The sequence below is a fragment of the Corynebacterium massiliense DSM 45435 genome (assembly GCF_028609805.1).
Lineage (GTDB): Bacteria > Actinomycetota > Actinomycetes > Mycobacteriales > Mycobacteriaceae > Corynebacterium > Corynebacterium massiliense.
This window is the reverse complement of sequence record NZ_CP063189.1, coordinates 345,197-371,956: the sequence shown is the minus strand read 5'-3', so window position 1 is coordinate 371,956 and position 26,760 is coordinate 345,197. Positions and strand designations below refer to the sequence as shown.

The window sequence follows — 26,760 nt, the reverse complement described above, 5'->3', positions numbered from 1 at the left end:
ACCGCCCTGCCGTTTGTGGAAGCGGTGCGCACCCGGTAGTTAGTACGTCACACGCAGCGCACTGTCGCGGTCTAAGGAGCTGCCTTCCGGCAACAGCCGCACGATCTCCCACGGCGCGGTGCCGGAAATGGTAACGCCCAGCGCCTCCAGCGCGGCCGGTTCTGGGACGAGGTGGCGCTGGCCGGTCGGAGACACCAGGTGAAGGCTGTGCCCGGTGTCGACTACCACCGCGCCCTCATTCAATCCGGCGAAGCGATCGGCTATCGCGGTGCCGGACAGTTCCACCGCCCCGACCGCTGGGGAGAGCTCCGCACCGCCGTCCGCGGCAGCGCACAGCCAGCCCTCGGTAGTCCCCACCAGACGCGGGACGCGCGGCGGCAGGTGGGTGGGCGGCAACGGGACATCGCCAAGCGCGGCCACCTCCGTCGTCCGCGCCTCCCGCGTGGGGGCTCCGGCGGCCGCGAGGACCCGCGCCTCGGCGTCGCTGAGTTCCGCCACCCCGTCGACCGATCGCGCCCACTGGGTGCCGTCCTCGGCGTTCCAGACCTCCGGGAGCGGATCGGGCAGGGCGAACTCCGGCTGTTCCGCAAACGCGTTGAGGAACTCGCTGGGAACCTCCCACACCCCTGCCGCAGCTGCGCCGGGGGTGTCGATATCGAGACCGCGGCGCACCGCCCGGCCTAGAGGATCCTCCGCGCCCGGCAGGCGGGTACGGCCGCGGCTCGTAATCAGCCACTGATCACCACCCATTTCCTGAACGAGGGCCGCACGATCATCGCCAAGCGGAACGCTCGGCCGCTCCGGATCGCCGGCCCGCACCACGGTGGCTGCGGCACTGGGATCCTCCTCGCGGTGATCGCGGCAGACCGCCCACTCGGATGCCGCGCTGGAGTTAGCGTTGGCTGTCTCGGCGAGGAACCCGGGGGCATCGGCAATACCCAGCGGCGGGCCGAAGTTGGCCACCGCGAGCGCATCGCGGCCCACTGCCGCAGGCTGGCTCGGTTCCCCGGCAATAAGGCGGGCGGACGTCAGGTTCGCCACCGGGTGGTAGGTCCCGTCCACGCGGACCAGCAGCTGGTCGCCGGCCGTGCGCACGATGGGCGCGTCGCCGGGACGCGGGTTGGGTTGCAACCACGCCAGGACCCCGGCGCCGACCGCGACCATGACCACCGCCACCGTGCCGAAGATGAGCGCGCGTCGGCGCCCGACCAGCGGGTCGTGGATCATGCGAATATCTTTCATCACCAGGCCGTGCTCCACCCGCCGCCATAAGAACCGGTGGCCGGATACCTGTGCCTTCGTGGTAGGCCGAAAACGCCCCATGGAAGTGCTCCCCCTTGCACTGACAAAATTCCCCCGAATAAGTGCGGGTTTAACCGTAGCCGAGCCCGGCCCTCCCCGCTACTGCGGCGGGAGGGAACGCTTGTCGCGGGTGACCTCCGCCCGGGCGGCGAGCTCACCTGCGTCCGGGTAGTCCACTCCCGTCAGGCTCAAGCCCTTGGCGGGCGCGACCGGTATGGCGGAAGAGCGCTTAGTTTCCTCCAGCATGGCGGCGGCGAAATCGACGTCACGGCGCCCCTCCCCGACCGCGAGGCAGCAGCCCACCAGGGAGCGGACCATCGACCAGCAGAACGCGTCGGCGCTCACGCGGGCCTCATACAGCTGCGGCTCGGTCGGGGTGGAGATGTCGTGCCAGGTAAAGGATTCGAGCGAGCGGATCGTCGTGGCGTTCGGCTTCGCCTTGCAGAAGGCCGCGAAGTCGTGCAGCCCAGTCAGCACCGTTGCGGCTTCCGCCATCGCGTCGATGTCAACTGGTTTGGGCCAGCTGGCCGTGTCACGTTCCCGGGTGGGAAGCGGGCCGGCGGGATGCGTGGTCACCCGGTAGGTGTAATGGCGGCGCAGGGCGGAAAAGCGGGCATCGAAAACCGCGGGCGCGGCCGTACACCCGCTGACGCGCATATCGGCCGGAAGCAGGCGGGACAGGCGGCGCACCAGCCGCGTCGGATCGCCGTCGATGGAGCGCTGGTCCAGGCTGGCGGCTGAAACGTCCGCGTGCGCAACCTGGCCGGCGGCATGCACGCCGGCGTCGGTGCGCCCGGCCACGGTGAGGTTTACCGGCTCCCGCAGCACAAGCTCCAGGGTCTCCTCCAACGTCTGCTGTACGGTGCGCAGCGCGTCCTGACCGGGCTGGGGTTTCTGCCGCGCCCACCCGTGAAAGTCGGTGCCGTCGTAGGCGATGTCGAATCGCAGCCGGAGCTGGTCAGGCAAGCGGGCGTCCGTGGAGTCCATGCCCGCAGATTTTAGCGACGGGCAGATACAGAGAAAGCCGCGGCCCTTCCGTTCCCCTGCAAGCAGGGGTGGGAAGAACCGCGGCTAGAGTGAGGCCTCCTCAGTAGGAGGCCCGGGAGAGTGTTACTTCTCCTCGGACTCTGCCTCGGTGGCGTCAGCCTCAGCGGCATCGCCTGCGGCGGAGTCCTCGGCCGGCACGGCGTCAGCCGGCTCAGCCTCGGCCGGAGTGGCCTCCTCGGCGTCGGCCTTCACGGCCTCAGCCTCAGCAGCCTTCTCCTCTTCGGCCTTCTTGGAAGCAGCGGCGCGAGTAGCGCGGTCGGCTTCCTTGGAGACGGTCTCCTCGAGGACGAGGGAGATCTGGGACATCGGGGCGTTGTCGCCCGCACGGTTATCCAGGCGGATGGTGCGGGTGTAGCCACCGTCGCGGCCCTCGAACTTCGGTCCGAGATCGTCGAACAGGTGGGCAACGATGTCCTTGCGCGGAATGAGCTTCAGCACCTGGCGGCGGTCAGCGACGCTGCCGTGCTTCGCCTTGGTGATAATCTTCTCGGCGTAGGGGCGCAGAACCTTCGCCTTAGCATCGGTGGTCTTGATGGAGTGGTGCTCGAACAGGCTGGCAGCCAGGTTCGACAGCATGTGCCGCTGCTGGGCAGCGGAGCCACCAAGACGGGCACCCTTCTTCGGGGTTGGCATGTTGTACTCCTCGTGTGCGGATTTAAGTGAGCGCGCGACCTAGAAACGGTATGTGCACGGTGTGCGGGTAACTCCGGTACCGTGCTGTCGCTCGGCGTGCTTCTTACTCGGAATCCTCGGCGGCCGGATCCTTAAAGTCACCGGTTTCCTCGTCGTAGCCTTCGAGCTGGCTCGGATCGAAGTCCTCCGGAGCGTCCTTCAGGGTCAGCCCCAGGTTGGCCAGCTTGATCTTCACCTCGTTGATCGACTTCTGACCGAAGTTGCGGATATCCAGCAGGTCCGACTCGGTGCACTCGGCGAGCTCACCGACGGTGTGGATTTCCTGGCGCTTCAGGCAGTTGTAGGACCGCACGGAGAAGTCCAGATCCTCAATCGGCATGCTGTATGCCGCGATGTACTCGGTTTCCTGCGGCGACGGGCCGATCTCGATGCCCTCGGCCTGGTCGTTGAGCTCACGGGCCAAGCCGAAGAGCTCGACCAAGGTGCCGCCGGCCGAAGCCATAGCGTCCCGAGCCGAGATGGAGTTCTTGGTCTCCACGTCGATGGTCAGCTTGTCAAAGTCGGTGCGCTGGCCCACACGGGTGGCGTCGACCTTGTAGGAAACCTTCAACACCGGGGAGTAAATCTGATCGACCGGGATGCGGCCGATCTCGCCGGAGGTAGCGGCAGCCGGGACGTAGCCACGGCCGCGCTCGACGACGAACTCGATGTTGAGCTGCGCGGTGTCATTCAGGCTAGCCAGGTGCAAATCCGGGTTGTGGATCTCCACGCCGGCCGGCGGCTGGATGTCGCCCGCGGTGACATCGCCCGGGCCCTCCTTTTCCAGGTACATGACCACCGGCTCGTCGGAGTCAGACGACAGGACGAGGTTCTTGATGTTCAGGATGATCTCGGAGACATCTTCCTTCACACCGTTGATGGTCGTGAACTCGTGCAGCACGCCGTCGATCTTGATCGAGGTCACTGCGGCGCCCGGGATGGACGACAGCAGCGTGCGGCGCAGGGAGTTACCGAGGGTGTAACCGAAGCCCGGCTCGAGCGGTTCAATGACGAACTTTGAGCGCGAAGAATCGATGGGCTCCTCGGTGAGCTGAGGGCGCTGGGAAATGAGCATGGAACTTCTCCTTTTCGGCGACCGCTATTTGACGCCGGTAGAGGGATGAAAGATGAAGGCTGTCGAAGATTCCAGGGACAACCACGCGGCCCATAATAGACCGCGGATTGCGCTGTTTACTTCGAGTAAAGCTCGACGATGAGCTGCTCCTGCAGCGGAACGTCGATCTGAGCGCGCTCGGGCAGCTGGTGCACGAGGATGCGCAGGGTGTCCGGAACGACCTGGAGCCATGCCGGAACGTTGGCGTCAGCCAGCAGGTCCTGAGCCTCGTCGAACCATTCCATCTTCTTGGAACGCTCGCGGACATCGATGATGTCGTACTGGGTGACCTGGTAGGACGGCACGTTGATGTTCTTGCCGTTCACGGTGAAGTGACCGTGGGACACCAGCTGGCGAGCCTGGCGGCGGGTGCGTGCCAGACCAGCGCGGTAGACGACGTTGTCCAGGCGGGACTCGAGCAGGATGACCAGGTTGTCACCGGTCTTGCCCGGGCGGCGGTTCGCCTCCTTGTAGTAGCGGCGGAACTGACGCTCGAGAACACCGTAGGTGTACTTAGCCTTCTGCTTCTCCTGCAGCTGGAGCAGGTACTCAGATTCCTTGATGCGGTTGCGGCCAGCCTGTCCCGGGGGGTACGGGCGGCGCTCAAACGCCATATCTCCGCCGACAAGGTCGACGCGGAGACGGCGGGATACACGGGTAGCGGGGCCGGTATAACGAGCCATATCTAGTTACCTCTTCCTTCCCTTAAACGCGACGACGCTTCGGCGGACGGCAACCGTTGTGCGGCTGCGGGGTCACATCCGAGATCGAGGACACCTCGAGGCCAGCGGCCTGGAGGGAGCGGATTGCGGTTTCGCGGCCCGAACCCGGGCCCTTGACGAACACGTCAACCTTCTTCATGCCGTGCTCCATTGCCTTGCGGGCAGCGTTCTCAGCAGCCATCTGCGCAGCGAACGGAGTGGACTTGCGGGAGCCCTTGAAGCCGACGTGGCCGGCGGAGCCCCAAGAGATGACAGCACCGGACGGGTCCGTGATGGACACGATGGTGTTGTTGAAGGTGGACTTGATGTATGCGTGGCCGTTTGCCACGTTCTTCTTTACAGCGCGGCGGCCGGAACGACGCGCGCCGGAGCGAGTCTTCGTAGCCATAAGTTACTTCTTCTTTCCTGCGATCGTCTTCTTCGGGCCCTTACGGGTACGTGCGTTGGTCTTGGTGCGCTGGCCGCGGACCGGAAGACCGCGACGGTGACGCAGACCCTGGTAGGTGCCGATTTCAATCTTGCGGCGGATGTCAGCCTGCACCTGGCGGCGGAGGTCACCCTCCACCTGGTAGTCGGCCTCGATCGCGTCACGCAGCGCCGACAGCTGGCTATCGTCCAGGTTGTCGGTGCGCAGGTCAGGAGAAATGCCGGTCTTTTCCAGCAGGGCCTTAGCTCGCGTGGAGCCAATGCCGTAGATGTAGGTCAGAGCAACCTCCATGCGCTTGTTGCGCGGGAGGTCAACACCTGCGAGACGTGCCATAAGGCGTGTCCTTTCGGGTTGTGCGACGGTTTTCTCCATATCCGTCCCCAACGCACCACGGCCGCGATCCGCGAAATTTACGGATCGCGTTCGAGCACTGTGGTGTTTCCGGGGCTCCAGCCGCCGCGGCCGGAGGTGAAGCGGCATCGGCAAGCGGTGCTTTACGATGCACCGTTTCAAACGCCAACACCATTTAAGGCGCCGTTAGTGTGGCAGCGCCCTTGGGTATGGAGGCTTACAGTTTTTACTTGTAGCGGTAGACGATGCGTCCGCGGTCCAGGTCGTAAGGAGACAGCTCTACAACCACGCGATCCTCCGGGAGAATACGGATGTAGTGCTGACGCATCTTGCCGGAGATGTGCGCGAGCACCTTGTGCCCGTTATCCAGCTCGACACGGAACATTGCGTTCGGCAAGGGCTCGATGACACGGCCCTCGACCTCGATTGCGCCTTCCTTAGCCATAACCTCTACTTTTCTGGCGGGATCCTCCCCCACCTCGAGTTGTGTACGTCTACTGCTTCGCGGCTATACGCTCGGGCCGACACACGGCACGCGCGTACACGCCGAACAGAAACAATACGCGCTTGGCTCCGCTAATACAAAAAGCAGCGCTGATCCCCTACGTTGCAGGAGATCAGCGCTGCCCCAGTTCGGTAACGCTGTACGAGCGCTAACTAGTAGATAAAGACCTTGTCACCGATGTTCAGGTCGTTCCAGTAACGCTCGGACGCTTCCCACGGAAGGCGCACGCAGCCGGCGGAATCGAACGCCGGGTCGCCCATGTGGAAGGCGTGACCGTTATTGGTGAAGTAGATGGCGTTCGGCATGGCGGCGTCGCCGAACTCGTGGGAGATCTCGTCTTTCACCTTGCGGTTGACGTAGAAGGTACCGCGCGGAGTCTCTTCCTGCGGGTTGTTCTTGCCCGGCGCCATGCCCGGGGCAATGTAGGTGACCTCGCCGCCCTGCTGCAGCCAGGTGCGGCGTCCGTCGATGTCGACGCACACCGCGGCATCAGCCGGGCACGGGCCGGTATCGAAGCGGTTTTGTTCTTCTTCGCGGCGAGCCTGCTCGGCGGCGGCGCGAGCCTCTGCCTCGACGCGCTCGCGCTCCGCGGCCTCCGCGCGGTTCTTCTCCTCGCGAGCCTGGCGGGCCTCCTCAACCTTGCGGGCCGGCAGGCCCGGGAAGACGATGTCCAGCAGGCCATCCAGCGCGCCCCGCAGGACGTCGGCCGCCTGCGGGTTGATGGTTTCCATCTGATCCAGCAGCTGGTTGCGCACGTTCCATGCGTTATCCGGCGCCTGGCCTAAGAACTCATCGACGTTGAAGCCGCCGCCAAGAAGCTCCTCGGCCTGGGCGCGCAGGTCTTCTGCACCCGGCAGCTGAGAGCTCTGCGCGGTCTCGGCCTGCGCCGGCTGTGCGGTTGCGACGGGAGCAACCAGGGACGCGCCCACGACACCGGCGGTGGCGAGGGCTACAGGGGTACGGCGCAGCACGCGCGCCAGACGGGAATTTTTAGTCATGACGTGGAGTATAACCTCGCTACTTCTGCATTGCCCGGAGAGCGCGCTCGTTGATCTCGTCAACGTCACCCTCCGCGTCAATCGGGATAATCTGGTCGCCGTAGTGCTCGACCAACGGCTGGGTCTCGGTGCGGTAGACCTCCATGCGGGTGCGGATGGTCTCTTCGTTGTCATCGTCGCGGCCGCGGGCCAGCATACGCTCGACCACGACGTCGTCCGAGACCTTGAAGTTCAAAACACCATCGAGCTCGGTGTTCATATCCTTCAGCAGCTTGTCCAGGATCTCGGCCTGCTCCACCGTGCGCGGGAAACCGTCCAACAGGAAGCCATCCTGCGCGTCGTCCTGGCGCAGGCGGTCTTCCACCATGCGGGCGGTGACGTCGGTGGGCACCAGCTTGCCGGCGTCCATGTACTGCTTGGCCTCTTTACCGAGATCGGTGCCCTCGCCGATGTTGGCGCGGAACAGATCACCGGTGGAGATGTGCGGGATGTTCAGCTTTTCGCTGAGGAGCTTTGCCTGGGTGCCCTTGCCGGCACCGGGAGGGCCAAGGAGAACGTAACGCATTTACTTCAACAGTCCTTCGTAGTTGGATTGCAACAGCTGGGATTCAATTTGCTTCACGGTAGTCAGTGCCACGGACACCATAATGAGGATGGCCGTGCCGCCGAAGGCGGTCATGCCGCCGCCGGCACCGCCGCCGCGCGAGCCGCCGATACCAAGATCCAGTAGCAGGTTCGGCAGGATGGCGATGACGCCGAGGTAGGCCGCGCCGACGAACAGCAGGCGGTTCATCACGTAGCCCAGGTACTCCGCCGTCGGGCGCCCCGGGCGGATACCCGGGATGAAGCCGCCGTAGCGCTTCATGTTGTCCGCCTGCTCCGCCGGGTCGTACTGGACCGACGTGTAGAAGTAGGCGAAGAAGATGGTCAGTACGAAGAACAGCAGGATGTACTGCCAGGACGACGGCGATTGCAGCCAGGAGATGACGTTGCGCTGCCACCAGTTGTCGCCACCCTGGCCGCCGCGGCTGGACGTGACGATCTGGGTGATGAGCACCGGCATGTAGATAAGCGATGAGGCGAAGATGACCGGGATAACGCCGGCCTGATTGACCTTGAGCGGCAGGTAGGTGGAGGTGCCACCGTACTGCCGGCGGCCCACCATGCGCTTGGCGTACTGGACCGGGATGCGGCGCTGGCCCTGCTCGATGAAGGTGATGCCGGTAATCAGGATGATCATGCCGGCGAGCACCAGGGCGAAGACGAGGCCGCCGTGGTCCTGGAAGATCTTCACGCCGTCGGTGGGCAGGCGCGTGGCGATGCCGGCGAAGATAAGCAGCGACATGCCGTTGCCGATGCCCTTTTCGGTGATGAGCTCACCCATCCACATCACGAGGATGGCACCGGAGGTCATCGTCAGCACCAGCATGACAAGGGTGAAGATGTTGCGGTCTTCCTGCAGGACCTCAATACCCTGGCCCAGCAGCTGCTTGCGGTCCGCGAGCGCGACAATGCCCGACGACTGCAGCAGCGCCAGCGCCACCGTGAGGTAGCGGGTGTACTGCGTCATCTTCGTCTGACCGGACTGCCCCTCCTTCTTCAGCTGCTCGAAGTGCGGGATAACCACGGTGAGCAGCTGAACGATGATGGATGAGGTGATGTACGGCATGATGCCGATGGCGAAGATCGACAGCTGCAACAGCGCGCCACCGGAGAAGAGGTTGATGACCGAGTACAGGTCACCCGACTCCTCGGTCAGGTCGCGCAGACGACCGGCAATGGACGCGTAATCCACGCCGGGCGACGGGATCTGGGCGCCGATGCGGTACGCGATAACCATCAAGATGGTGAAGATGATTTTCTTGCGTAGGTCAGGGTCCTTAAAAGCCTGGATAATGGCGGACACTACACAATCCTCCTGGCGTGCCAGCGAGTGTTACAACACTGCTTCCGGCGCTGGATGCTCATCGGTGACAATCTCGTGCCCTACCGGCTCTTTCGTTGCAGGATATGGGCACCGACGGTCAGTGCGGACAATTACGACCTCATTACCCTACCAGCCGCCACAAATCGGCCACAATAAGCACCTCCGCTTCTGCCGAAAACGCGGAAAACCGCCGCCCGCGCGCCTCCCTAATTAGAGGAAACGCCCGAGCGGCGGCTTACCCAGTCGCCGTTGTGGAAAACCTGCGGTTTTAGCGCAGCTTGGTCTTGGCCTCGGCGGTGGAGCCGCCCGCGGCCTCGATCTTCTCCACGGCGGACTTGGAGAACTTGTCGGCGGTGACGTTGACCTTGACGTCGATGTCGCCATCGCCCAGCACCTTGACCGGCTGCTTCGCGCGGACCAGGCCAGCCTTCACCAGATCAGCAACCGCGAGGTCGCCGCCCTCCGGGAAGGCCTTGGCCAGATCCGACACGTTGACCACCTGGTAGGTGAACTTGTTCGGGTTCTTGAAACCGCGCAGCTTCGGCAGGCGCATCTGCAGCGGCATCTGGCCGCCCTCGAAGTTTGCCGGCACGTTCTTACGTGCGCCGGTGCCCTTGGTACCGCGGCCGGCGGTCTTGCCCTTGGAGGCTTCACCGCGGCCGACGCGGGTCTTGGGCTTGTTAGCGCCCTTGGTAGGGCGCAGATCGTGCAGCTTGATGATGTCTGCCATGGTTATCTACTCCCCTGCCACTTCTTCAACGGTGACCAGGTGACGCACCTTGTGAACCATGCCGCGGATGATCGGGGTGTCCTGCTTGACCACGGACTGGCCGATCTTGCGCAGCCCGAGGGACTGCATGTTCTTGCGGTGGTTCGGCTTGGTGTTCACCAGGCCCTTAACCTGGGTGATTTTCAGAGCCATTGTTTACGCCTCCTGACCTGCGCGCTTGCGCAACATGCGAGCCGGGGTGACCTCCTCGAGGTCCTTGCCGCGGCGGGCGGCAACCTCTTCGGGGCGAGCCAGCTGCTTGAGCGCAGCCACGGTCGCGCGCACAACGTTGATGTGGTTAGCGGAGCCCAGGGACTTGGACAGCACGTCCTGGACACCAGCGCACTCGAGAACCGGACGGACGGCACCGCCGGCGATGACACCGGTACCGGGAGCGGCCGGCTTCAGCAGGACGACGCCTGCGGAATCCTCGCCCTGGACCGGGTGGGTGATGGTGCCTGCGACCATCGGCACGCGGAAGAAGCTCTTGCGAGCCTCCTCGGCACCCTTCTGGATGGCCGCCGGAACTTCCTTGGCCTTGCCGTAGCCGACGCCGACCATGCCCTGGCCGTCACCGACGATGACGAGAGCGGTGAAGGACAGGTTGCGGCCGCCCTTAACGGTCTTGGAGACGCGGTTGATGGCGACAACGCGCTCGATGTACTTGTCGCGCTCGTTGTCTTGGTTGCGGCGGTTGTTGCGGCCGCCGCGGTTATTGTTCTTCTGATCGGCGGAGCGTCCGCCGTCACGCTGTTCGTTAGCCGACATTAGGCGTTCCTTCCGTAGGTGATTCCATTGAGGTTAAGCATTAGAACTGCAGGCCACCTTCACGGGCTGCGTCGGCCAGAGCGGCGACGCGGCCGTGGTACTTGTAGCCGGCGCGGTCGAAGACGACGCGCTCGATACCGGCAGCCTTGGCACGCTCTGCCACCAGCTGGCCCACCTTGGAAGCCTTCGCCTTCTTGTCGCCCTCCAGGGAGCGAACGTCCGGCTCCATGGAAGAAGCAGCGACGAGGGTGTGGCCGGCCAGGTCGTCGATGACCTGGACGTGCATGTGACGCGAGCTGCGGTGGATGACCATGCGCGGCGCCTCCGGGGTGCCCCGCAGGTTCTTGCGTACACGGAAGTGACGGCGGGCGCGTGCCTCGCGGCGACGGGAGGAGATGTCCTTGCCCACCGGGGTGCGCTTGTTGTTGTCTGCTGAGTTAGCGTTAGCCATTGCTTACTTACCCGCCTTTCCGACCTTGCGGCGGATCTGCTCGCCTTCGTAGCGAATACCCTTGCCGTTGTACGGATCGTCCTTACGCAGGCGACGGATGTTCGCGGCGACCTGTCCGACTGCTTGCTTGTCAATACCAGTGATGGACAACTTGGTGGGGCCATCGGTGGCGAAGGTGATGCCCTCCGGCGCCTCGATGAGGACCGGGTGGGAGTAGCCCAGGGAGAACTCCAGGTTGGAGCCCTTCTGCTGGACGCGGTAACCAACGCCGAAGATTTCCATGTTGATGGTGTAGCCCTCGGTCACGCCCACAACTGCGTTGTTGAGCAGGGAGCGGGACAGACCGTGCAGGGCACGGTGCTTGCGGTGATCGCTGGGACGAGCGACGCGCAGCTCGTTGTCCTCCACCGAAGCGGTGATCGGCTCGGGGATTTCCACAGTCATGGTGCCCTTCGGGCCCTTGACCTCAACGGTCTGACCGTTGATGTTGGTTTCTACGCCATCCTTCAGTGCGATGGGTGCAAGACCGACTCGTGACATGTGACAAACCTCCCTTACCAGACGTAAGCGAGGACTTCCCCGCCTACGCCTTTCTCCTTGGCCTGGCGGTCCGTCATGAGGCCGTGGGACGTGGAGATGATGGCCACGCCCAGGCCGCCGAGGACCTCCGGCAGCTCGGTGGACTTTGCGTACACACGCAGACCCGGCTTGGACACGCGGCGCAGACCGGACAGGGAACGCTCGCGGTTGTTGTACTTCAGGCCGAGCGACAGCTCGCGGCCGTCGACCTGGTAGTCAGAGATGTAGCCTTCTTGCTTCAAGATCTCGGCGATGTTGGCCTTAATCTTGGAGGTCGGCATCGCGACAGTGTCGTGGCGCGCATCGTTAGCGTTGCGCACGCGCGACAGCATGTCGGCAATAGGATCAGTCATGGTCATAAGAGACCGTCTACCTTTCTCGTTGCGGTTCCCGCTCCGCCCCGCACTCGCGTTACCGAAAGCTCGGGGCCCACCTGACGCGTTCGCCGTGTGACTTCGGGCTACTCCGCTCCCCGCGGTCAATACCACGGGGCGCTCGCCACCCGTTGATGCATGCACGGACCGCCTACAGGCGAGGGGCCTACAACAAAGTTGGGATGTGAAGTTCTTACAGGTGCACTAGGCACCACCGGTGCACAAAGCACCAGCCGATCACCTTATCCGGCACGCCCCCTAAAACCCAAATCCCGACCGGCATATGTTATACATTCCGCCCTGGCTACAGTGGACGGCATGACTGACACGACGGATAAAGACCGCACTACCGCGGCTGACGTGCAAAAGGCCGCCACTGACAAGAAGGACGCGGAGCGCCTGCAGTCCGCGCACGAGTGGCTCACCGAGGCCGCCCGCGTCTTGGGTTTGGACGAAAAAGAGGCGACCGTACTGACCCGCGAACTTTTGGATCTGACCAAGGACGTCGCCCACAACCGCTCCCGGCCGGCCGCTCCCCTTACCTCTTTCCTCGTCGGCCTCGCAGCGGGGGATATTGAGGAGGCGCGGGAGAACATCGCCAAGCTCCAGCGCGCGATTGCCGCCGACTCCCCCGCTACGGAGGGCGACCAGTAGATGGCCGGGCGGATCAACCAGACGTACCCTGTCACGCGGGTCAAGCTCGACGCCGACGGCAACGTTACGGAGCAAGACACGCGTGCCGATCTCGTCACGGCCGAGGAGCCATTACAGATCCGCGTCGACGGGCAGACCGTCACCACAACGATGCGCACCCCCGGCCATGACGTCGAGCTCGCCCACGGTTTTCTGCACGGCGAGGGCCACATCCGCACCGCCACGGACGTCACCACCGCACGCTATTGCGCCGGCGCGGTGGGCCCGGACGGGCGAAACCCGTACAACCTGCTCGATATCGAGATGGCGAAAAAGCACGCGTTGGGCCTGAGCGATCTGCGCCTGCACACCACCACGTCCGCGTGCGGGGTGTGCGGCACCACGTCTATCGAGGAGCTGTTCGCGCGCACCCACTACCCGATCCCCCAGGTCCCCCTGAACCCCCGCGTGGTCGCGGCGCTTCCCGATGCCCTGCGGACGCACCAGAAGCAGTTCCGCAAGACCGGCGGCATTCACGCCGCGGGCGCCTTCACCTTCGACGGCGAGCCCGTCGTGGTCCGCGAAGACATCGGCCGGCACAATGCCGCGGACAAGGTCATCGGCCACCTATTGCTCGAAGGGCGGCTGCCCGCCAACGACCTCATCCTGGTGATGAGCTCGCGGACCTCGTTCGAGTTAGTGCAAAAGGCCGCCATGGCAGGCTTCCCCGCGCTCGTTGCGGTCTCCGCGGCCAGCTCGCTTGCCGTCGACTTGGCCCGCAAGGCCGGTATGGGGCTAGTGGGCTTTAACCGCGGCAACCGGTTCAACCTCTACGCCGGCGAGCTGGCCCAGTCGCGGTAGGCCTAGTCGCGGTAGGCCTCGTTGCCGCGGTTGAGCCACGCGTAGACCCCGCCGATGAGGAAGCCGCCGCCGATGAGGTTGCCAATCCAGACGATCACCCAGTTGGTCAGGATGTGTGCGGCATCGACATGCGCGGGCAGGGTGTCGCTGGCGAACAGGGTGATGCTCACCAGGGAGAAGTTCGCAATAACGTGCTCGAGGCCCAGGACCACGAACATCGCGATGATGGGCACGATGGTCCAGAACTTGGACGCGAGATCCTTCGCAAACACGGCGCCGACGATGGCCATGTTGACCACGAAGTTCGCCAGCACGCCCTCGATGAGCATGCCCAGCGGGCTCTTCTGCATCTTCCCCTCGGTAAGATGCGGGATGAAGTGGTTGGCGTCCATGTCGGCGAACTTGCCGGCCTGGGCGACGAGGAAGGCAAACAGCAGCGCACCGACGAGGTTAAACAGCGTGGTGACGATGATGAGCTTGAACGCCTTCCCCCAGCTGATCTGGCCGGTCACTGCGCCGTAGACGCCGTACATCATGTTTCCGGTCGCCAGATCGGTGTTGAGAATGATGATGGAAAACAGTCCGAGGCCGAACAGGAAAGCAAAGACCAGCGAGCCGACACCTTCGGCGTGCTTGTCCACCACGTTGGCGGCCACGCCCGCGAACGCCGTGCCGATGGTGAGGTAGACACCCGCGAGGGTTGCGCGGGTGGCAAAGCGGGCGAAGTCGGTGTCGAGCGACGTCACCTTCTTATTGACGGCAGCGGCTGCCGATTCATTCAGCGACATGAGAAGCTTCTTCCTTTTCACTGGCCTTTTGATGTGCGTTTAACTCACGTCATCTTAGCGAGGCGCGGGTCTAACCAGCCGCGGCGGGCGACCGCGTGCGCGAAATTCTCGACCGCAGAATGAATTATCTATTGCCGGCCGTAGTGACCGCCCGTAGACTGGCAGCACTTCTGTGACCTCTACCACTAGGACGATGTTGGATGCCGATTTACGAGTTTCAGTGCAGCGACGGCCACCTTTCGGAAAAGCGCCTTCCGCTTACCAGCGAAGAGCGTGAGGCCGACTGCCCCGACTGCGGGTTAACCGCCCACCGTATTATCAGCGCACCCTTCACCCGGCGGGTGGATGCCGCGAAGGCGTCCGCCGTCGAGTCCACGCAGAAGTCCGCGTATGAACCCGAGGTGGTCCGTTCCGTTCCCGGCGGCGGGAAGAAGCGCGCCACCCCGGTGACGCGCGATCCCCAGCACGCCAAGCTGCCTAAGCCTTAGGAGTACTACAGTGCCCACCAACCTCTTTCCGCTCGATTCCTCCCGCCGTTTTGCCGACCAGGAAAAGGTCGGACACAACCGCTGGCACCCCGATATCCCGGCCGCCGTGACGGTCAAGCCCGGCGATACCTTCCGCGTGGATTGCCGCGAATGGTTCGACGGCTTCATCAAGAACGACGACAGCGCCGACGACATCCGCGACGCGCCGATGAATCGCGTCCACGCACTGTCCGGCCCGTTCCATATTGAGGGCGCCGAGCCGGGCGACCTGCTGGTCGTCGACATCCTCGATGTCGGCCCGATCCCGCAGGAAGAGGGCCCGCTCGCCGGCCAGGGATGGGGCTACACCGGCATCTTTGCCAAGAAGAACGGCGGTAGCTTCCTCACCGAGCAGTTCCCGGATGCCTACAAGGCCGTGTGGGACTTCACCGGCCAAACCGCGACCTCCCGCCACGTCCCGGGCGTGAGCTTCACCGGCATCATTCACCCGGGCCTGATGGGCACCGCCCCGTCCCAGCAGCTGCTCAACAAGTGGAACAAGCGCGAGGGCGAGCTCATCGCCACCGACCCGGATCGCCTGCCGCCGCTGGCACTGCCGCCGGAGCCGGATGAGGCCATCCTGGGCACCCTCGAGGGCGAAGACTTCGACCGCGTCGCCGCCGAGGGCGCTCGCACCGCCCCGCCGCGTGAGAACGGCGGTAACCAGGACATCAAGAACTTGTCCAAGGGCACCCGCGTCTTCTACCCCGTCTACGTCGACGGCGCGAAGTTCTCCGTGGGCGACCTGCACTTCTCGCAGGGTGACGGCGAGATCACCTTCTGCGGCGGCATCGAGATGTCCGGCTTCATCGACTTCCACGTCGACGTCATCAAGGGCGGCATGGAAAAGTACAACGTGACCGAGAACGCCATCTTCATGCCGGGCAATGTTGAGCCCCGCTACAGCGAGTGGCTGTCCTTCTCCGGCACGTCGGTCACTCTCGAGGGCGAGCAGCGCTACCTGGATTCCCAGCTGGCATACCAGCGGGCCTGCCTGCACGCCATTGACTACCTGACCACCTTCGGTTGGTCGCCGGAGCAGGCCTACCTGCTGCTGGGCGCGGCCCCCATCGAGGGTCGCTTCTCCGGTGTCGTGGACATCCCGAACGCCTGCGCAACCGTGTACCTGCCCACCGAAATCTTCGACATCGACATCCGCCCGTCTGCCGGCGAGACGCCGAAGATTGACCCGGGCATCGGAGCGCCGCACTCGGTATAGGAGCACAGATGCAAAAAGCCCGGCCACCGGAATTCAATCCGGGGTCGGGCTTTAACCGCGGCAGTTTATGCCTGCTGCATCTTGCCGTCCTTGTCCGCGAACGGGAAGCCGAGCTCGCGCAGGAGCTGGCGGCCTTCCTCGTCGTTGGTGGCGGTGGTGACGACGGTGATGTCCATACCGCGCTGACGATCGATCTTGTCGACGTCGATCTCGTAGAACATCGTCTGCTCGGACAGGCCGAAGGTGTAGTTACCGTGGCCGTCGAACTGGCGGTCGGAGAGACCGCGGAAGTCGCGAATACGCGGCAGAGCGATGGTCAGCAGGCGGTCGAGGAACTCCCACATGCGGTCGCCACGCAGGGTGACGCGGGCGCCAATCGGCATGCCCTCGCGGAGCTTGAAGTTCGCGATGGACTTGCGGGCACGACGCAGCTGCGGCTTCTGACCGGTGATAGCTGCGAGGTCCTCGAGCGCTCCGTTGATGACCTTGGAGTCACGGGCGGCGTCGCCGACACCCATGTTGACCACGATCTTGGTCACGCCCGGGATCTGCATGACGTTGTCGTAGTTGAACTTCTCGTTCAGGTTGTTCTTGATTTCCTCGCGGTAGCGAGCCTTGAGACGGGGGGTGTAGTTCTCGCTCATGTCTTAGATGTCCTTCCCGTTGCTACGCGCGATCCGGACCTTCTTGCCGTCTTCGTCGAAACGGTAGCCCACGCGGGTCGGATTACCTTCGGAGTCCACGAGCATGACGTTGGAGACGTGGATCGGAGCTTCCTGGGTGACAATCCCGCCGGACTCGGCACCGCGCTCGGTTGCGGAGTTGGCAACGTGCTTCTTGATGCGGTTCACGCCCTCGACGAGGACCTTGTCGCGCTTCGGGTAAGCCTCGATGACCTTGCCCTTAGCGCCCTTGTCCTTGCCGGAAATGACGAGAACCATATCGCCCTTGTGTACCTTCACCTAGATCACCTCCGGTGCGAGAGAAACAATCTTCATGAAGCGCTTGTCTCGCAGCTCGCGAGCGACCGGCCCGAAGATACGGGTGCCACGCGGCTCGCTGTCGTTCTTGATCAGAACGGCGGCGTTCTCATCGAACGCGATGTACGAGCCGTCCGGACGACGGGTTGCCTTCTTGGCGCGCACGATGACGGCCTTAACAACCTCGCCTTCCTTCACGTTGCCGCCGGGAACGGCTTCCTTGACGGTAGCGACCACAATGTCGCCGATTCCTGCAGAGCGTCGCACAGAACCGCCGAGAGGACGGATGACGAGGATCTCTCGTGCACCCGAGTTATCGGCGACCCGCAGACGCGATTCTTGCTGAATCACTTCTTGGTCTCCTGACCTGGATTAACGTACGTAAGATTTCCGTCCTTGACGTACCTGGTCTCTTGCTTGAAAGATGCAGCAGCTTTACGACGAACGTGTCGAAGGGTCTCGCCGCGGCGGTTCGGAACGCGCCGCACACGGCGACCGGCTTCTGCAACCTCAATATTCAACCACGCGAGCTGCAGCCAACTCAAATTGTCGCTGGAGCCAGTGCTTGCCCCCTGTGGGCAGGCCTTAATCGTCTGGAGAACCCCATTAAAATTTTGCGCCTTGCCTCCAGCCGGAGTTTATGTAAGGGTAACCAAGGTTTGGTCCATTCCATAGAAAAGAAAACATGACTTTCTGGGATCACGCGGAAGGCGGCGCTGCATCCATCCACTAACCAACCCGACTATTTCGGTTAGCGATCTTCATTACAGGCACGGTGCGAAACCTCCTGTCTTGAAGAGTGTTACGTTCAACCTAGCGGCGGGCTTCAATGTCATCCTCGGTTCTAACGGTGCCGGAAAAAGCACCTTGATGAGCCTTATCGCTGGTGAGAGAAAGCCGTCGCCGCATTCGGTTTCGATCCTGGGCGATGATGTCGCAACCACGGACCGTTGGAAAGAATTCACCGGCTGGGTCCCTCAACGTGCAACTGCGGATCCAGGTCAGCGGACTAGCTCATTCGTCCGCGACGTAGCGTGGCTCCGCGGATTGAATCGGTCTGAAGCCACCTTCGCCGCACGACAAGCGATCGAAACTGTTGGGCTCTCCGAAGTATCCAACCAACGCGTTCGGACCTTATCTGGCGGTATGCACAAGCGCATGATGATAGCGGCAGGTATCGTCCGTCAGCCGAAGGTTTTACTCCTTGATGAGCCTACCGCCGGTTTGGATCCGAATCACCGCAGCTCTATCGTCCAGCAACTCAAAGAGCTGGCGGTAACGGGAACGACGGTCTTGATGACTACGCATATCGCTGCAGACGTGGAAGAAGCCGACAGAGCCCTTTTCCTCGATGGGGGACATATCGCCGCCGATCACACTGTTTCTGCCTTACTAAGTCAGCACCATTCAATAGACGACGCTTTCCGGCGCTTTACCTCTAAGGAGTCGCCTGCGTGAGAGCTAGACGATTTGCCCCCTTGTTGGTCGCTACCGTGTGCTTGGCGGTTGCCTCGGCCCGCGGTACCGACGTCTCCGGATCATGGCCATTGGCTACCGAAATATTTTCAGCTTTAGGGATGTGCACTGGCATAGCCCTGAGCCCGCTCAGCGCGTGGCACGCTGCACGCCAAGATCTAGCTTTCCTACGCTCATCCTCTACTGGCTTATGGAACCCAGCTGTGATCTACGCGGGCGTACCGATTTTCTGGGGCCTTCTCTCGTTCACCGCTAGCAGTATCTCAATTGCGGTCTACACAGTTGCGTCTCATCCGGCCCCCGGTGGCGCACCTTGGTTTTCCGTATTTGCAGTGGATACGGCCTGGATAATCGAGAGTGTCCGATTCTTTGTGTGCGGGGGTTTGGTTTACAAGTAGTCCGCGAATCGGTCGGGGTAAGCCACGGCTAGTTGGTTGATGGCTTGTTTCCACCCGGTGGCTTTCGCTCCTTCAATATAGCCGTTGCATTCGATATCGCGCTTCGCTTTCTTGGCTCGCTGGGCGGCGCGCTTGTCTTCGATGTTGCAGATCATCAGCCACAGCGTTTTCAACGCCGCGGTATCGTTCGGGAACTGGCCGCGGTTACGGGTAGCTTTACGCAGTTCAGCATTCAGCGACTCGATCGAATTGGTGGTGTAGAGCACCCGGCGTGCCGCCGGCGGGAACTGTAGAAACGGCACGAACCGCTCCCAAGCGTCGCGCCAGACTTTGACCGATTGCGGGTATTTCCGGCCCAGTTCACTGGCTTCGAACGCATCCAAGGCGGCACGGGCGGTGTCCTCGTTTGCGGCCGTGTAGACCTCACGCAGCGCCCGGGAGACCCCTTTGCGGTCTTGGTAGGACACCCACCGGTTCGCAGCCCGAATCAGGTGCACGATACAGGTCTGCACCATGGAATTCGGCCAGGTGGCTTCCACGGCTTCCGGCAGGCCTTTGAGCCCGTCGCAGCAGACAATGAACACGTCCTGGACACCGCGGTTGGCCAGATCCGCGCAGACCGATGCCCAGAATGCGGCACCTTCATTTTCAGCGATCCACAATCCCAGGATGTGCTTGATGCCGTCCATGTCGACGCCAACCGCCATATAGCAGGACTTGTTGACCACGCGGTGGCCGTCACGGATTTTCACGCGTAGCGCGTCGAGGAAGATCACCGGGTAGAACTCGTCGAGCTGGCGGTTTTGCCAGATCATGACCTCGTCTAACACCGCATCGGTAATGGTGCTGATCGTATCCGGGCTCATATCCACCCCGAGCGTGGTCGCGAGGTGATGCTGGATATCGCGCACTGTCATCCCGCCGGCGTATAGCGAGACGATCATGTCGTCGAGTTCTGTGAGTCGGCGTGCGCCCTTGGGCACCATCCGGGGAGTAAAGGTGCCGGCACGGTCCCTGGGCACGGTCACTTCCACCGCGCCGTAGCCAGAATTGACGGTCTTGGTGTACGACCCATTGCGGTGATTGTTGCCCTGTGCGGATTCGACTTGGGCTTTGGTCTTGCGGTCAGAATGGCTATAGCCCAAATGCGCATCCATCTCCGCCTGCAGACCAGCGTTGATTGATGCCTGTAGCAGGCCTTTGACCAGCTCGCTTGCATCATCAGCGGAAGCCGACAGCTCGCTGATCAAGCTGGCGAGCTCAGGATTTTCCATCAGCTTCTCGCTGATCTCATTGACCTTTGCCGGGTCATGGTTTTTCTTCGGTGACACCGTAGTCATTATCGGTGAAACTCCTTCTAGATCAGAGCCTCACACACAAACTTCCTGACACCCTCATCATCTAGCCGGGCGTCCCGCTGAGGAACAAGCCGAGGCCATACGCCCCTATGTGGAAACCTTAAAAAGCTGCGAGCGATAGACCTCCGATCCCCCCTCATCGAAATAATCATGCTGAACCCTTATCTTCGCTTACGGCGTTGGCCTGAGTTCCTTATCACCGTGCTGCTCGGCATTGGCATGCAATTCATGGACAACTTTCCGTTCCTCAGCTATTCGGACCACCTCTCCACCGGCCCGTCTTTTTGTATAACTTGATGCCCATTCTCCTGCTCTTGTCTACCTTGAGCCTTATCACTGGGAAGTGGGATCAGCGCTTTGAAATCGCCGTACGTGCGCGCCACGTGCATGTCGAGCGACTCGCCCTCCTTGGAGCACTTCTCACTGCTTGGGGATCCATATTATTATTCGGGCTTTGGATCGGCGTTGTTGGTATACACGCTGAACTCGTAATCGGCCTTTGCTTGTGCACTACAGCAGTAACGATGCTCCTTAGTAACATCAGTTTAACGTCCCGTACTACTGGGGCTTTAACGTTGCCGCTCGCAATTTTCGCGTCATTCTTCCCGCTTTTCGTAGGCGAGAACACATTTTTGGGAACATCGGTGGGAGAAGGACTATCCCCAGCGTTCATTAGGGTAAGCGTCGCTATTTTTCTCCTCACAGGAGCCACGTGGGTAGGCGACTGCAGGCTGCTTCGTGTTTAGTTCACTACCCCATCAAGTAGTGACATATCTGATACGTCACTCCATTCGAGACGAGTGCCAGGCACTGGATCATCGTGCTCGATCACGTTGCTGCCTACCTCGGAAAGGCGCGAGCCGCTAAGAGTGTATTTGGTGATGGTCTGCTCTGGGCTCGTGCTCATACCTTCGTACTGATAGATACCGTTGCCATCCGGGTCCGCGGCCACTGCGCGCCGCGCCCCACCGGCAGTCGCGGCACCATCGAGAAGCACATCGTCCGTGCTAATTACCTCACCTGATGTGCCCTCCGCCGCGACAACCACCACCGGCTTGATGTCGCCGTCGCCAGCCCGCAGGAGCATTTCTGGTGTCCCATCACCATTGACGTCGGCGAGAGCGTACTCGAAAGCGCCCGGCGTGTAGTTGTCGTAGTTTACCGGCACTGATCCTGGGTTAGCGAGTACGCGTTGGTACGCGTCCTTCACCGATCCGTGGGACTTTCCTCCCCTGTTTCCCGCGCCGGTCGTAACGCCCGCGGCGTCCTTGTCGGGCTCCGGCCCGGATTCGGATTCATGGGCGGACGCCGCCTTGCCGGACTCTTCGCCCTCCTCACTCGGGGTCACAACCACCGTGGTCGTGCGCGGGCCAGACTCCGCGGCAGCATCCGACTCGCTGCCACCGCCCTGGCCGGGGAGGTTCATTCCACTGCAACCGGACACCGCCAAAACACCCGCCGCGCAGACGGTGCCGGCGGCGAAACGGAAGATGCGCGAGGTCATGGGAAGCGGTGTCCTTTCCGTGGCAAAAGTTAGAGACCCCCTCACGCTAACAGGGTGGTCCGGGTGGCGCATCGCCAAGCACGGCAGGCTGCGGGGCACCTACCGGAAAACGGCGAAACCCCCACACACTGGGTGCGGGGGTTTCGCGTCTGTGACGTCGAGGGCTAGAGCTTACTTAGCCTTCTCGACGATCTCGACGAGGCGGAAGTGCTTGTCCTTGGACAGCGGGCGGGTCTCGGCGATGCGAACGCGGTCGCCGATCCCTGCAATCTCTTCCTCGTCGTGCGCCTTAACCTTCTTGCTAAAGCGCTGGATCTTGCCGTAAAGGGCGTGCTGCTTGCGCTCCTCCAGCTCGACGACGATGGTCTTCGTCATCTTGTCGGAGACGACGTAGCCGGTGCGAACCTTGCGAGCGCCCTTTTCCTTCTTCTGAGCCTGATTGGTTTCAGTCACGTTTGCCTCACTCATGGTTAGCCCTCAGCTCCCGGGACGGTGGACAGACCAAGCTCACGCTCGCGCAGCACGGTGTAGATGCGAGCGATGTCGCGCTTGACCGTGCTGACTCGGCGGTTGTTGGTCAGCTGGCCAGTCGCCTTCTGGAAACGAAGGTTGAACAGCTCTTCCTTCGCATCGGCCAGGCGCTTCTCCAGATCGGCGTTGTCCAGTTCGCGGAACTCGTGGGCGGGGGTACCGGTAGCCATTAGTACTGGTCCTCCTTCTTGATGATGCGGAACTTGCACGGCAGCTTCTGGCCGGCGCGGCGAAGAGCCTCGATGGCAACTTCGTCGTTCGGGTAGCTCATCTCGAAGAGAATGCGACCCGGCTTAACGTTAGCCACCCACTTTTCCACGTTGCCCTTACCGGAACCCTGACGGACACCGAGCGGCTTCTGGGTCAGCGGGCGGTCCGGGAAGATGGTGATCCAGACCTTGCCGCCACGCTTGACGTGGCGGTTGATGGCAATACGGGCAGCCTCAATCTGACGGTTGGTGACGTACGCCGGCTCGAGGGCCTGGATGGCGTAGTCGCCGAAGTTGATTTTGGTGCCACCCTTGGAGACGCCACTGCGACCCGGGCGGTGCTGGCGGCGCCACTTCACGCGCTTGGGAACTAGCATGATTAGCCCTCCTGCTTCTGCTGTGCGCGCTGCCGGCGCTGACCACCGCGGCGGCGACCACCCTTGCGGTCGCGGCCACCGCGGCCGGCTGCCGGTGCGTTCAGTTCGGACTCGCGGACGCCGCCGACGACGTCGCCCTTGTAGATCCACACCTTGACGCCGATGCGACCGAAGGTCGTGTGCGCCTCAGCGGTGCCGTAGTCGATCTCCGCACGCAGGGTGTGCAGCGGAACGCGACCCTCGTGGTAGCGCTCGACACGACCCATCTCGGAGCCGCCCAGACGGCCGGAGCAGACAATCTTGATGCCCTTGACCTGCGGCTGACGCATCGCGCCCTGGATGGCGCGGCGCATCGCGCGGCGGAAAGCAACGCGGTTGACCAGCTGCTCAGCGATGGACTGAGCAACGAGGGTGGCGTTGGCATCGATCTGCTTGACCTCGAGAATGTTGAGCGCGACCATCTTGCCGGTCAGCTTCTCCAGGCCGCGACGGATGCGGTCTGCCTCTGCGCCGCGACGGCCGATGACGATGCCCGGGCGTGCGGTGTGGATGTCCACGCGGACCCGGTCACGGGTGCGCTCGATGACGACGTCGGCGATGCCGGCGCGCTCGAGACCCTTGGACAGGTACTCGCGGATCTTGATGTCCTCGGCTACGTAGCTGGCGTAGTCCTTGTCGGCGTACCAGTGGGTCTTCCAGTTGGAAGTGATACCCAAACGTAGGCCGTGAGGATGGATTTTCTGGCCCATTACTTGGCCCCTTCCTTCTGGCTCTCGACCACCACGGTGATGTGGCTGGTGCGCTTACGGATCATGAATGCACGGCCCTGAGCACGCGGCTGGAAGCGACGCATGGTCGGTCCCTCGTTCGCGTAAATCTCAGACACGAAGAGCGTGCGCGGGTCCAGGCCGAAGTTGTTCTCGGCGTTGGCGGCTGCGGAGGCGATGACCTTCGCAACCGGCTTGGAAGCGGCCTGCGGCGCGTACTTCAGAATGGCCAGAGCCTCGGACACGGTCTTGCCGCGAACCAGATCGATGACGCGGCGTGCCTTCATCGGGGTGACGCGGACGTAACGGGCCGTGGCGGATGCGCTAGTGATGGTGTCACTCATCGCTTATCGACGTCCCTTCTTGTCATCCTTAACGTGACCCTTAAAGGTCTTGGTCGGTACGAACTCGCCGAGCTTGTGACCAACCATGGAGTCCTCGATGAACACCGGCACATGCTTGCGGCCGTCGTGGACGGCGAAGGTGTGACCGATGAAGTCGGGGAGAATGGTGGAACGGCGAGACCAGGTCTTGATGACCTTCTTGGTGCCAGCGTCGTTTTGAGCATCCACCTTGTTGAGGAGGTGCTCATCGACGAACGGGCCCTTCTTTAGGCTGCGTGGCATTGGTTACCTCCTCTTAGCGCTTCTTGTTCGGGCGACGACGGCGGACGATCATGTTGTTGGAGTACCGGTTCGGGTTCCGGGTACGGCCTTCCTTCTGGCCCCACGGGGACACAGGGTGGCGGCCACCGGAGGTACGACCCTCACCACCACCGTGCGGGTGGTCGACCGGGTTCATAACAACACCACGGACGGTCGGGCGAACGCCCTTCCAACGCATACGGCCGGCCTTGCCCCAGCGGATGTTCATCTGGTCAGCGTTGCCGACCTCACCCACGGTGGCGCGGCAGCGGATGTCCACGCGGCGGATCTCGGAAGACGGCATACGCAGCACTGCGTACTTACCTTCCTTACCGAGCAGCTGGATGGACGCACCGGCGGAACGAGCCAGCTTGGCACCAGCGCCCGGCTTGAGCTCAACAGCGTGGATGGTGGTACCGGTTGGGATGTTGCGCAGCGGCAGGTTGTTACCCACCTTGATGTCAGCACCTCGACCGGACTCAACCGTCGCGTGCTGCTTCAGGCCCTTCGGGGCGATGATGTAGCGCTTCTCACCGTCCGCGTAGTGCAGCAGAGCGATGTTGGCGGTGCGGTTCGGGTCGTACTCGATGTGAGCGACCTTTGCCGGGATGCCGTCCTTGTCGTTGCGGCGGAAGTCGATGAGACGGTAGCGGCGCTTGTGGCCACCGCCGATGTGGCGGGTGGTGATGCGGCCGTAGTTGTTACGACCACCGGTCTTGCTCAGGGGACGCAGCAGGGACTTCTCCGGCTTGGAACGAGTGATTTCCTCGAACTTGGAGACGGAGGATGCGCGGCGACCCGGAGTTGTCGGCTTGTATTTACGAATAGCCATAATTCTTCCTTACTTCTCGACGTCTCGTCTTAGGCGCCAGCGCCAAAGATGTCGATGGAGTCGCTGCCCTCACGGAGCGTCACGTAGGCGCGCTTGGTGGACTTGCGACGACCCCAGCCGGTACGGGTGCGCTTGCGCTTACCCTCGCGGTTGACGGTGTTCACGGAGTCGACCTTCACGCCGAAGATCTGCTCCACGGCATTCTTGATCTGAGTCTTGTTGGAGTCCGTGGCCACGTAGAACGTGTAGGTGTTCTGCTCCATGAGGCCGTAGGACTTCTCGGACACAACCGGGGCAAGGATGATGTCCCGCGGGTTGGCAATCTTAGCCATTGTTGGCCTCCTTATCCGCGCCGGTGACGCGGTTGACGAAGGTGTGCAGGGCCTCCACGGAGAACACAACGTCATCCGAGTCAAGAACGTCGTAGGCGTTCAGCTGGCCGGCGTCGAGGATGCGGACGTTCGGCAGGTTGTTCGCGCTGCGACGAGCGTTGAGGTCCTCGCGGCCGATGACCAGCAGGATGTTCTTGCGCTCGGTGAGGCGCTCGAGGAAGGCCTTGGCCGCCTTGGTGGACGGCTGCTGGCCCGGGACGAGCTCCTCGATGACGTGGATGCGCTCGTTGCGGGCACGGTCAGACAGTGCGCCGTGGAGAGCAGCCTTGATCATCTTCTTCGGGGTGCGCTGCGCGTAGTTACGCGGCTGCGGACCGTGCACGGTGCCGCCGCCCACGTAGTGCGGAGCGCGGATGGAACCCTGACGGGCACGGCCGGTGCCCTTCTGACGGAAGGGCTTGCGGCCACCGCCGGACACCATGCCACGGGTCTTGGTGGCGTGGGTGCCCTGGCGGGCAGCGGCGAGCTGCGCGGTCACGACCTGGTGCAGCAGCGGGATCGACACCTCGGTGTCGAAGATGGCTGCCGGGAGTTCGACCTGGCCGTTGGTGCTGCCGTCAGCGGTGTGGACGTCTAGCTGGAGGTTGCTCATGCGTGTGCACCGCCCTTCACTGCGGTCTTAACGGTGACGAGTCCGCCGCGCACACCCGGGATAGCACCCTTGATGAGCAGCAGGTTGGACTCGGCATCGATCTTCTGAAGCTTCAGGTTCTGGGTGGTCACGCGGTCATTGCCCATGCGACCTGCCATGCGCTTGCCCTTGAAGACGCGGCCCGGGGTAGCAGCGCCACCGATGCCACCGACGCGGCGGTGAGCGGCCTGGTTACCGTGGGCAGCGCCCTGGCCGGCGAAGCCGTGGCGCTTCATAGCGCCGGCGTAGCCGTGGCCCTTGGAGGTGCCGGTGACGTCGACGAAGTCAACGCCGTCGAAGATGTCGACGGTGACGTCCTGGCCAACCTCGTAGCCGGAGACGTCGTCCATGCGGATCTCCGCGACGTGGCGGCGCGGGGTCACGCCGGCCTTCTTGAAGTGACCAGCCTGCGGCTTCTTGGTCTTGCGCGGGTCGATGTCGCCAAATGCGATCTGGATGGCGTTGTAGCCATCGGTTTCTGCGGTGCGAATCTGGGTAACCACGCACGGCCCAGCCTCCACGACGGTGACCGGCACAACGCGGTTCTCGTCGTCGAAGACCTGGGTCATGCCGAGCTTTTTGCCCAGAATGCCCTTGATCTCGTTTTCACTCATTAGTATTTCTCCA

At 62.8% G+C, this 26,760-nt stretch carries 38 protein-coding genes; 5 read left to right on the top strand and 33 right to left on the bottom strand.

Annotation, left to right across the window (positions count from 1 at the left end; translation table 11 throughout):
• Positions 1–39: 39 nt before the first annotated feature.
• The 17 genes from eccB to rpsH form a co-directional block, all read right to left on the bottom strand.
• Positions 40–1,323, bottom strand: coding sequence for a type VII secretion protein EccB (gene eccB, locus CMASS_RS01880; protein ID WP_027018605.1), 1,284 nt, complete (start codon positions 1,321–1,323; stop codon positions 40–42).
• 78 nt (positions 1,324–1,401) lie between these two features.
• Complete coding sequence (gene truA, locus CMASS_RS01875; protein WP_022862732.1) at positions 1,402–2,289, bottom strand: tRNA pseudouridine(38-40) synthase TruA; 888 nt, start codon at positions 2,287–2,289, stop codon at positions 1,402–1,404.
• Positions 2,290–2,412: 123 nt separating this feature from the next.
• A complete protein-coding gene (gene rplQ / locus CMASS_RS01870) occupies positions 2,413–2,982 on the bottom strand; it encodes a 50S ribosomal protein L17 (RefSeq protein ID WP_022862733.1) in 570 nt (189 codons plus the stop codon).
• A 103-nt stretch (positions 2,983–3,085) separates the two neighbouring features.
• Complete coding sequence (locus CMASS_RS01865) at positions 3,086–4,096, bottom strand: DNA-directed RNA polymerase subunit alpha (protein WP_022862734.1); 1,011 nt, start codon at positions 4,094–4,096, stop codon at positions 3,086–3,088.
• Positions 4,097–4,212: 116 nt separating this feature from the next.
• Positions 4,213–4,818: a 30S ribosomal protein S4 gene (gene rpsD / locus CMASS_RS01860; protein WP_022862735.1), complete on the bottom strand. Its 606-nt coding sequence runs from the start codon at positions 4,816–4,818 to the stop codon at positions 4,213–4,215.
• A 22-nt stretch (positions 4,819–4,840) separates the two neighbouring features.
• Entirely contained in the window at positions 4,841–5,245 is a 405-nt protein-coding gene (gene rpsK / locus CMASS_RS01855; RefSeq protein ID WP_022862736.1) for a 30S ribosomal protein S11, read from the bottom strand.
• Between the two features lie 3 nt (positions 5,246–5,248).
• Positions 5,249–5,617: a 30S ribosomal protein S13 gene (gene rpsM / locus CMASS_RS01850; protein WP_022862737.1), complete on the bottom strand. Its 369-nt coding sequence runs from the start codon at positions 5,615–5,617 to the stop codon at positions 5,249–5,251.
• A gap of 244 nt (positions 5,618–5,861) precedes the next feature.
• Positions 5,862–6,080 carry a translation initiation factor IF-1 gene (gene infA, locus CMASS_RS01845; protein ID WP_027018606.1) on the bottom strand — a complete coding sequence of 73 codons (219 nt, stop codon included), beginning with the start codon at positions 6,078–6,080 and terminating at the stop codon, positions 5,862–5,864.
• Positions 6,081–6,292: 212 nt separating this feature from the next.
• Positions 6,293–7,138, bottom strand: coding sequence for a L,D-transpeptidase (locus tag CMASS_RS01840; RefSeq protein WP_022862739.1), 846 nt, complete (start codon positions 7,136–7,138; stop codon positions 6,293–6,295).
• Between the two features lie 19 nt (positions 7,139–7,157).
• Positions 7,158–7,703, bottom strand: coding sequence for an adenylate kinase (locus CMASS_RS01835; protein WP_022862740.1), 546 nt, complete (start codon positions 7,701–7,703; stop codon positions 7,158–7,160).
• Positions 7,704–9,044 carry a preprotein translocase subunit SecY gene (secY, locus tag CMASS_RS01830; protein WP_022862741.1) on the bottom strand — a complete coding sequence of 447 codons (1,341 nt, stop codon included), beginning with the start codon at positions 9,042–9,044 and terminating at the stop codon, positions 7,704–7,706.
• A gap of 289 nt (positions 9,045–9,333) precedes the next feature.
• Complete coding sequence (gene rplO / locus CMASS_RS01825) at positions 9,334–9,795, bottom strand: 50S ribosomal protein L15 (protein WP_022862742.1); 462 nt, start codon at positions 9,793–9,795, stop codon at positions 9,334–9,336.
• 6 nt (positions 9,796–9,801) lie between these two features.
• Positions 9,802–9,987, bottom strand: a complete 186-nt coding sequence (rpmD, locus tag CMASS_RS01820) for a 50S ribosomal protein L30 (RefSeq protein ID WP_022862743.1) — start codon at positions 9,985–9,987, stop codon at positions 9,802–9,804.
• 3 nt (positions 9,988–9,990) lie between these two features.
• Positions 9,991–10,602, bottom strand: coding sequence for a 30S ribosomal protein S5 (gene rpsE / locus CMASS_RS01815; protein WP_022862744.1), 612 nt, complete (start codon positions 10,600–10,602; stop codon positions 9,991–9,993).
• Between the two features lie 40 nt (positions 10,603–10,642).
• On the bottom strand, positions 10,643–11,053 hold the full coding sequence (rplR, locus tag CMASS_RS01810) for a 50S ribosomal protein L18 (protein ID WP_022862745.1): 411 nt from the start codon (positions 11,051–11,053) through the stop codon (positions 10,643–10,645).
• A 3-nt stretch (positions 11,054–11,056) separates the two neighbouring features.
• The gene (rplF, locus tag CMASS_RS01805) at positions 11,057–11,593 is read right to left on the bottom strand and encodes a 50S ribosomal protein L6 (protein ID WP_022862746.1); all 537 of its coding nucleotides are present in this window, start codon (positions 11,591–11,593) and stop codon (positions 11,057–11,059) included.
• 14 nt (positions 11,594–11,607) lie between these two features.
• Entirely contained in the window at positions 11,608–11,991 is a 384-nt protein-coding gene (gene rpsH, locus CMASS_RS01800; protein WP_022862747.1) for a 30S ribosomal protein S8, read from the bottom strand.
• Positions 11,992–12,324: 333 nt separating this feature from the next.
• On the opposite strand from rpsH, the gene CMASS_RS01795 reads away from it, so the two are divergent.
• Together CMASS_RS01795 and fdhD are read left to right on the top strand one after the other, a co-directional pair.
• Positions 12,325–12,660, top strand: a complete 336-nt coding sequence (locus tag CMASS_RS01795) for a DUF6457 domain-containing protein (RefSeq protein ID WP_022862748.1) — start codon at positions 12,325–12,327, stop codon at positions 12,658–12,660.
• Positions 12,661–13,500 carry a formate dehydrogenase accessory sulfurtransferase FdhD gene (fdhD, locus tag CMASS_RS01790; protein ID WP_022862749.1) on the top strand — a complete coding sequence of 280 codons (840 nt, stop codon included), beginning with the start codon at positions 12,661–12,663 and terminating at the stop codon, positions 13,498–13,500.
• A gap of 2 nt (positions 13,501–13,502) precedes the next feature.
• Here the strand turns inward: fdhD and CMASS_RS01785 are convergent, their stop codons facing one another.
• Positions 13,503–14,288 carry a formate/nitrite transporter family protein gene (locus CMASS_RS01785; protein ID WP_022862750.1) on the bottom strand — a complete coding sequence of 262 codons (786 nt, stop codon included), beginning with the start codon at positions 14,286–14,288 and terminating at the stop codon, positions 13,503–13,505.
• Between the two features lie 200 nt (positions 14,289–14,488).
• Here CMASS_RS01785 and CMASS_RS01780 point away from each other — a divergent pair, with 200 nt between their 5' ends.
• Together CMASS_RS01780 and fmdA are read left to right on the top strand one after the other, a co-directional pair.
• The gene (locus CMASS_RS01780) at positions 14,489–14,776 is read left to right on the top strand and encodes an FmdB family zinc ribbon protein (RefSeq protein ID WP_022862751.1); all 288 of its coding nucleotides are present in this window, start codon (positions 14,489–14,491) and stop codon (positions 14,774–14,776) included.
• Between the two features lie 10 nt (positions 14,777–14,786).
• Positions 14,787–16,034 (top strand): formamidase, encoded by a 1,248-nt coding sequence (fmdA, locus tag CMASS_RS01775; protein ID WP_022862752.1) that lies wholly within the window; start codon positions 14,787–14,789, stop codon positions 16,032–16,034.
• Positions 16,035–16,099: 65 nt separating this feature from the next.
• On the opposite strand, the gene rplE is transcribed toward fmdA, so the two are convergent.
• Genes rplE through rplN form a run of 3 tightly spaced genes read right to left on the bottom strand, consistent with a single transcriptional unit; the run spans position 16,100 to position 17,365 of the window.
• A complete protein-coding gene (gene rplE / locus CMASS_RS01770; protein WP_022862753.1) occupies positions 16,100–16,678 on the bottom strand; it encodes a 50S ribosomal protein L5 in 579 nt (192 codons plus the stop codon).
• Positions 16,679–16,681: 3 nt separating this feature from the next.
• Positions 16,682–16,996: a 50S ribosomal protein L24 gene (rplX, locus tag CMASS_RS01765; protein WP_022862754.1), complete on the bottom strand. Its 315-nt coding sequence runs from the start codon at positions 16,994–16,996 to the stop codon at positions 16,682–16,684.
• A complete protein-coding gene (gene rplN / locus CMASS_RS01760) occupies positions 16,997–17,365 on the bottom strand; it encodes a 50S ribosomal protein L14 (protein ID WP_022862755.1) in 369 nt (122 codons plus the stop codon). It abuts the gene before it with no gap.
• Positions 17,366–17,806: 441 nt separating this feature from the next.
• Here rplN and CMASS_RS01755 point away from each other — a divergent pair, with 441 nt between their 5' ends.
• Entirely contained in the window at positions 17,807–18,472 is a 666-nt protein-coding gene (locus CMASS_RS01755) for an ABC transporter ATP-binding protein (protein ID WP_169460799.1), read from the top strand.
• 406 nt (positions 18,473–18,878) lie between these two features.
• On the opposite strand, the gene CMASS_RS01750 is transcribed toward CMASS_RS01755, so the two are convergent.
• The 12 genes from CMASS_RS01750 to rplC all read right to left on the bottom strand — a co-directional run bounded on the left by CMASS_RS01750 (position 18,879) and on the right by rplC (position 26,747).
• On the bottom strand, positions 18,879–20,228 hold the full coding sequence (locus tag CMASS_RS01750) for an IS256 family transposase (RefSeq protein WP_273665896.1): 1,350 nt from the start codon (positions 20,226–20,228) through the stop codon (positions 18,879–18,881).
• A 760-nt stretch (positions 20,229–20,988) separates the two neighbouring features.
• Complete coding sequence (locus CMASS_RS01745) at positions 20,989–21,750, bottom strand: hypothetical protein (protein ID WP_022863467.1); 762 nt, start codon at positions 21,748–21,750, stop codon at positions 20,989–20,991.
• A gap of 171 nt (positions 21,751–21,921) precedes the next feature.
• Positions 21,922–22,218, bottom strand: a complete 297-nt coding sequence (gene rpsQ / locus CMASS_RS01740) for a 30S ribosomal protein S17 (protein WP_022863466.1) — start codon at positions 22,216–22,218, stop codon at positions 21,922–21,924.
• A 2-nt stretch (positions 22,219–22,220) separates the two neighbouring features.
• Positions 22,221–22,451: a 50S ribosomal protein L29 gene (rpmC, locus tag CMASS_RS01735; RefSeq protein ID WP_022863465.1), complete on the bottom strand. Its 231-nt coding sequence runs from the start codon at positions 22,449–22,451 to the stop codon at positions 22,221–22,223.
• Positions 22,451–22,867 carry a 50S ribosomal protein L16 gene (gene rplP, locus CMASS_RS01730; RefSeq protein ID WP_022863464.1) on the bottom strand — a complete coding sequence of 139 codons (417 nt, stop codon included), beginning with the start codon at positions 22,865–22,867 and terminating at the stop codon, positions 22,451–22,453. Before rplP ends, rpmC begins: the two co-directional genes overlap by 1 nt.
• 2 nt (positions 22,868–22,869) lie before the next feature.
• The gene (rpsC, locus tag CMASS_RS01725) at positions 22,870–23,616 is read right to left on the bottom strand and encodes a 30S ribosomal protein S3 (protein WP_022863463.1); all 747 of its coding nucleotides are present in this window, start codon (positions 23,614–23,616) and stop codon (positions 22,870–22,872) included.
• Complete coding sequence (rplV, locus tag CMASS_RS01720) at positions 23,616–23,978, bottom strand: 50S ribosomal protein L22 (RefSeq protein WP_022863462.1); 363 nt, start codon at positions 23,976–23,978, stop codon at positions 23,616–23,618. Before rplV ends, rpsC begins: the two co-directional genes overlap by 1 nt.
• Before the next feature lie 3 nt (positions 23,979–23,981).
• On the bottom strand, positions 23,982–24,260 hold the full coding sequence (gene rpsS, locus CMASS_RS01715) for a 30S ribosomal protein S19 (protein ID WP_022863461.1): 279 nt from the start codon (positions 24,258–24,260) through the stop codon (positions 23,982–23,984).
• Between the two features lie 13 nt (positions 24,261–24,273).
• Positions 24,274–25,110, bottom strand: a complete 837-nt coding sequence (gene rplB / locus CMASS_RS01710; protein WP_022863460.1) for a 50S ribosomal protein L2 — start codon at positions 25,108–25,110, stop codon at positions 24,274–24,276.
• 29 nt (positions 25,111–25,139) lie between these two features.
• Positions 25,140–25,442: a 50S ribosomal protein L23 gene (gene rplW, locus CMASS_RS01705; protein WP_022863459.1), complete on the bottom strand. Its 303-nt coding sequence runs from the start codon at positions 25,440–25,442 to the stop codon at positions 25,140–25,142.
• Positions 25,435–26,094, bottom strand: coding sequence for a 50S ribosomal protein L4 (gene rplD, locus CMASS_RS01700; RefSeq protein ID WP_022863458.1), 660 nt, complete (start codon positions 26,092–26,094; stop codon positions 25,435–25,437). The genes rplW and rplD overlap by 8 nt, the downstream gene beginning before the upstream one ends.
• A complete protein-coding gene (gene rplC / locus CMASS_RS01695; protein WP_022863457.1) occupies positions 26,091–26,747 on the bottom strand; it encodes a 50S ribosomal protein L3 in 657 nt (218 codons plus the stop codon). Before rplC ends, rplD begins: the two co-directional genes overlap by 4 nt.
• Positions 26,748–26,760 lie beyond the last annotated feature (13 nt).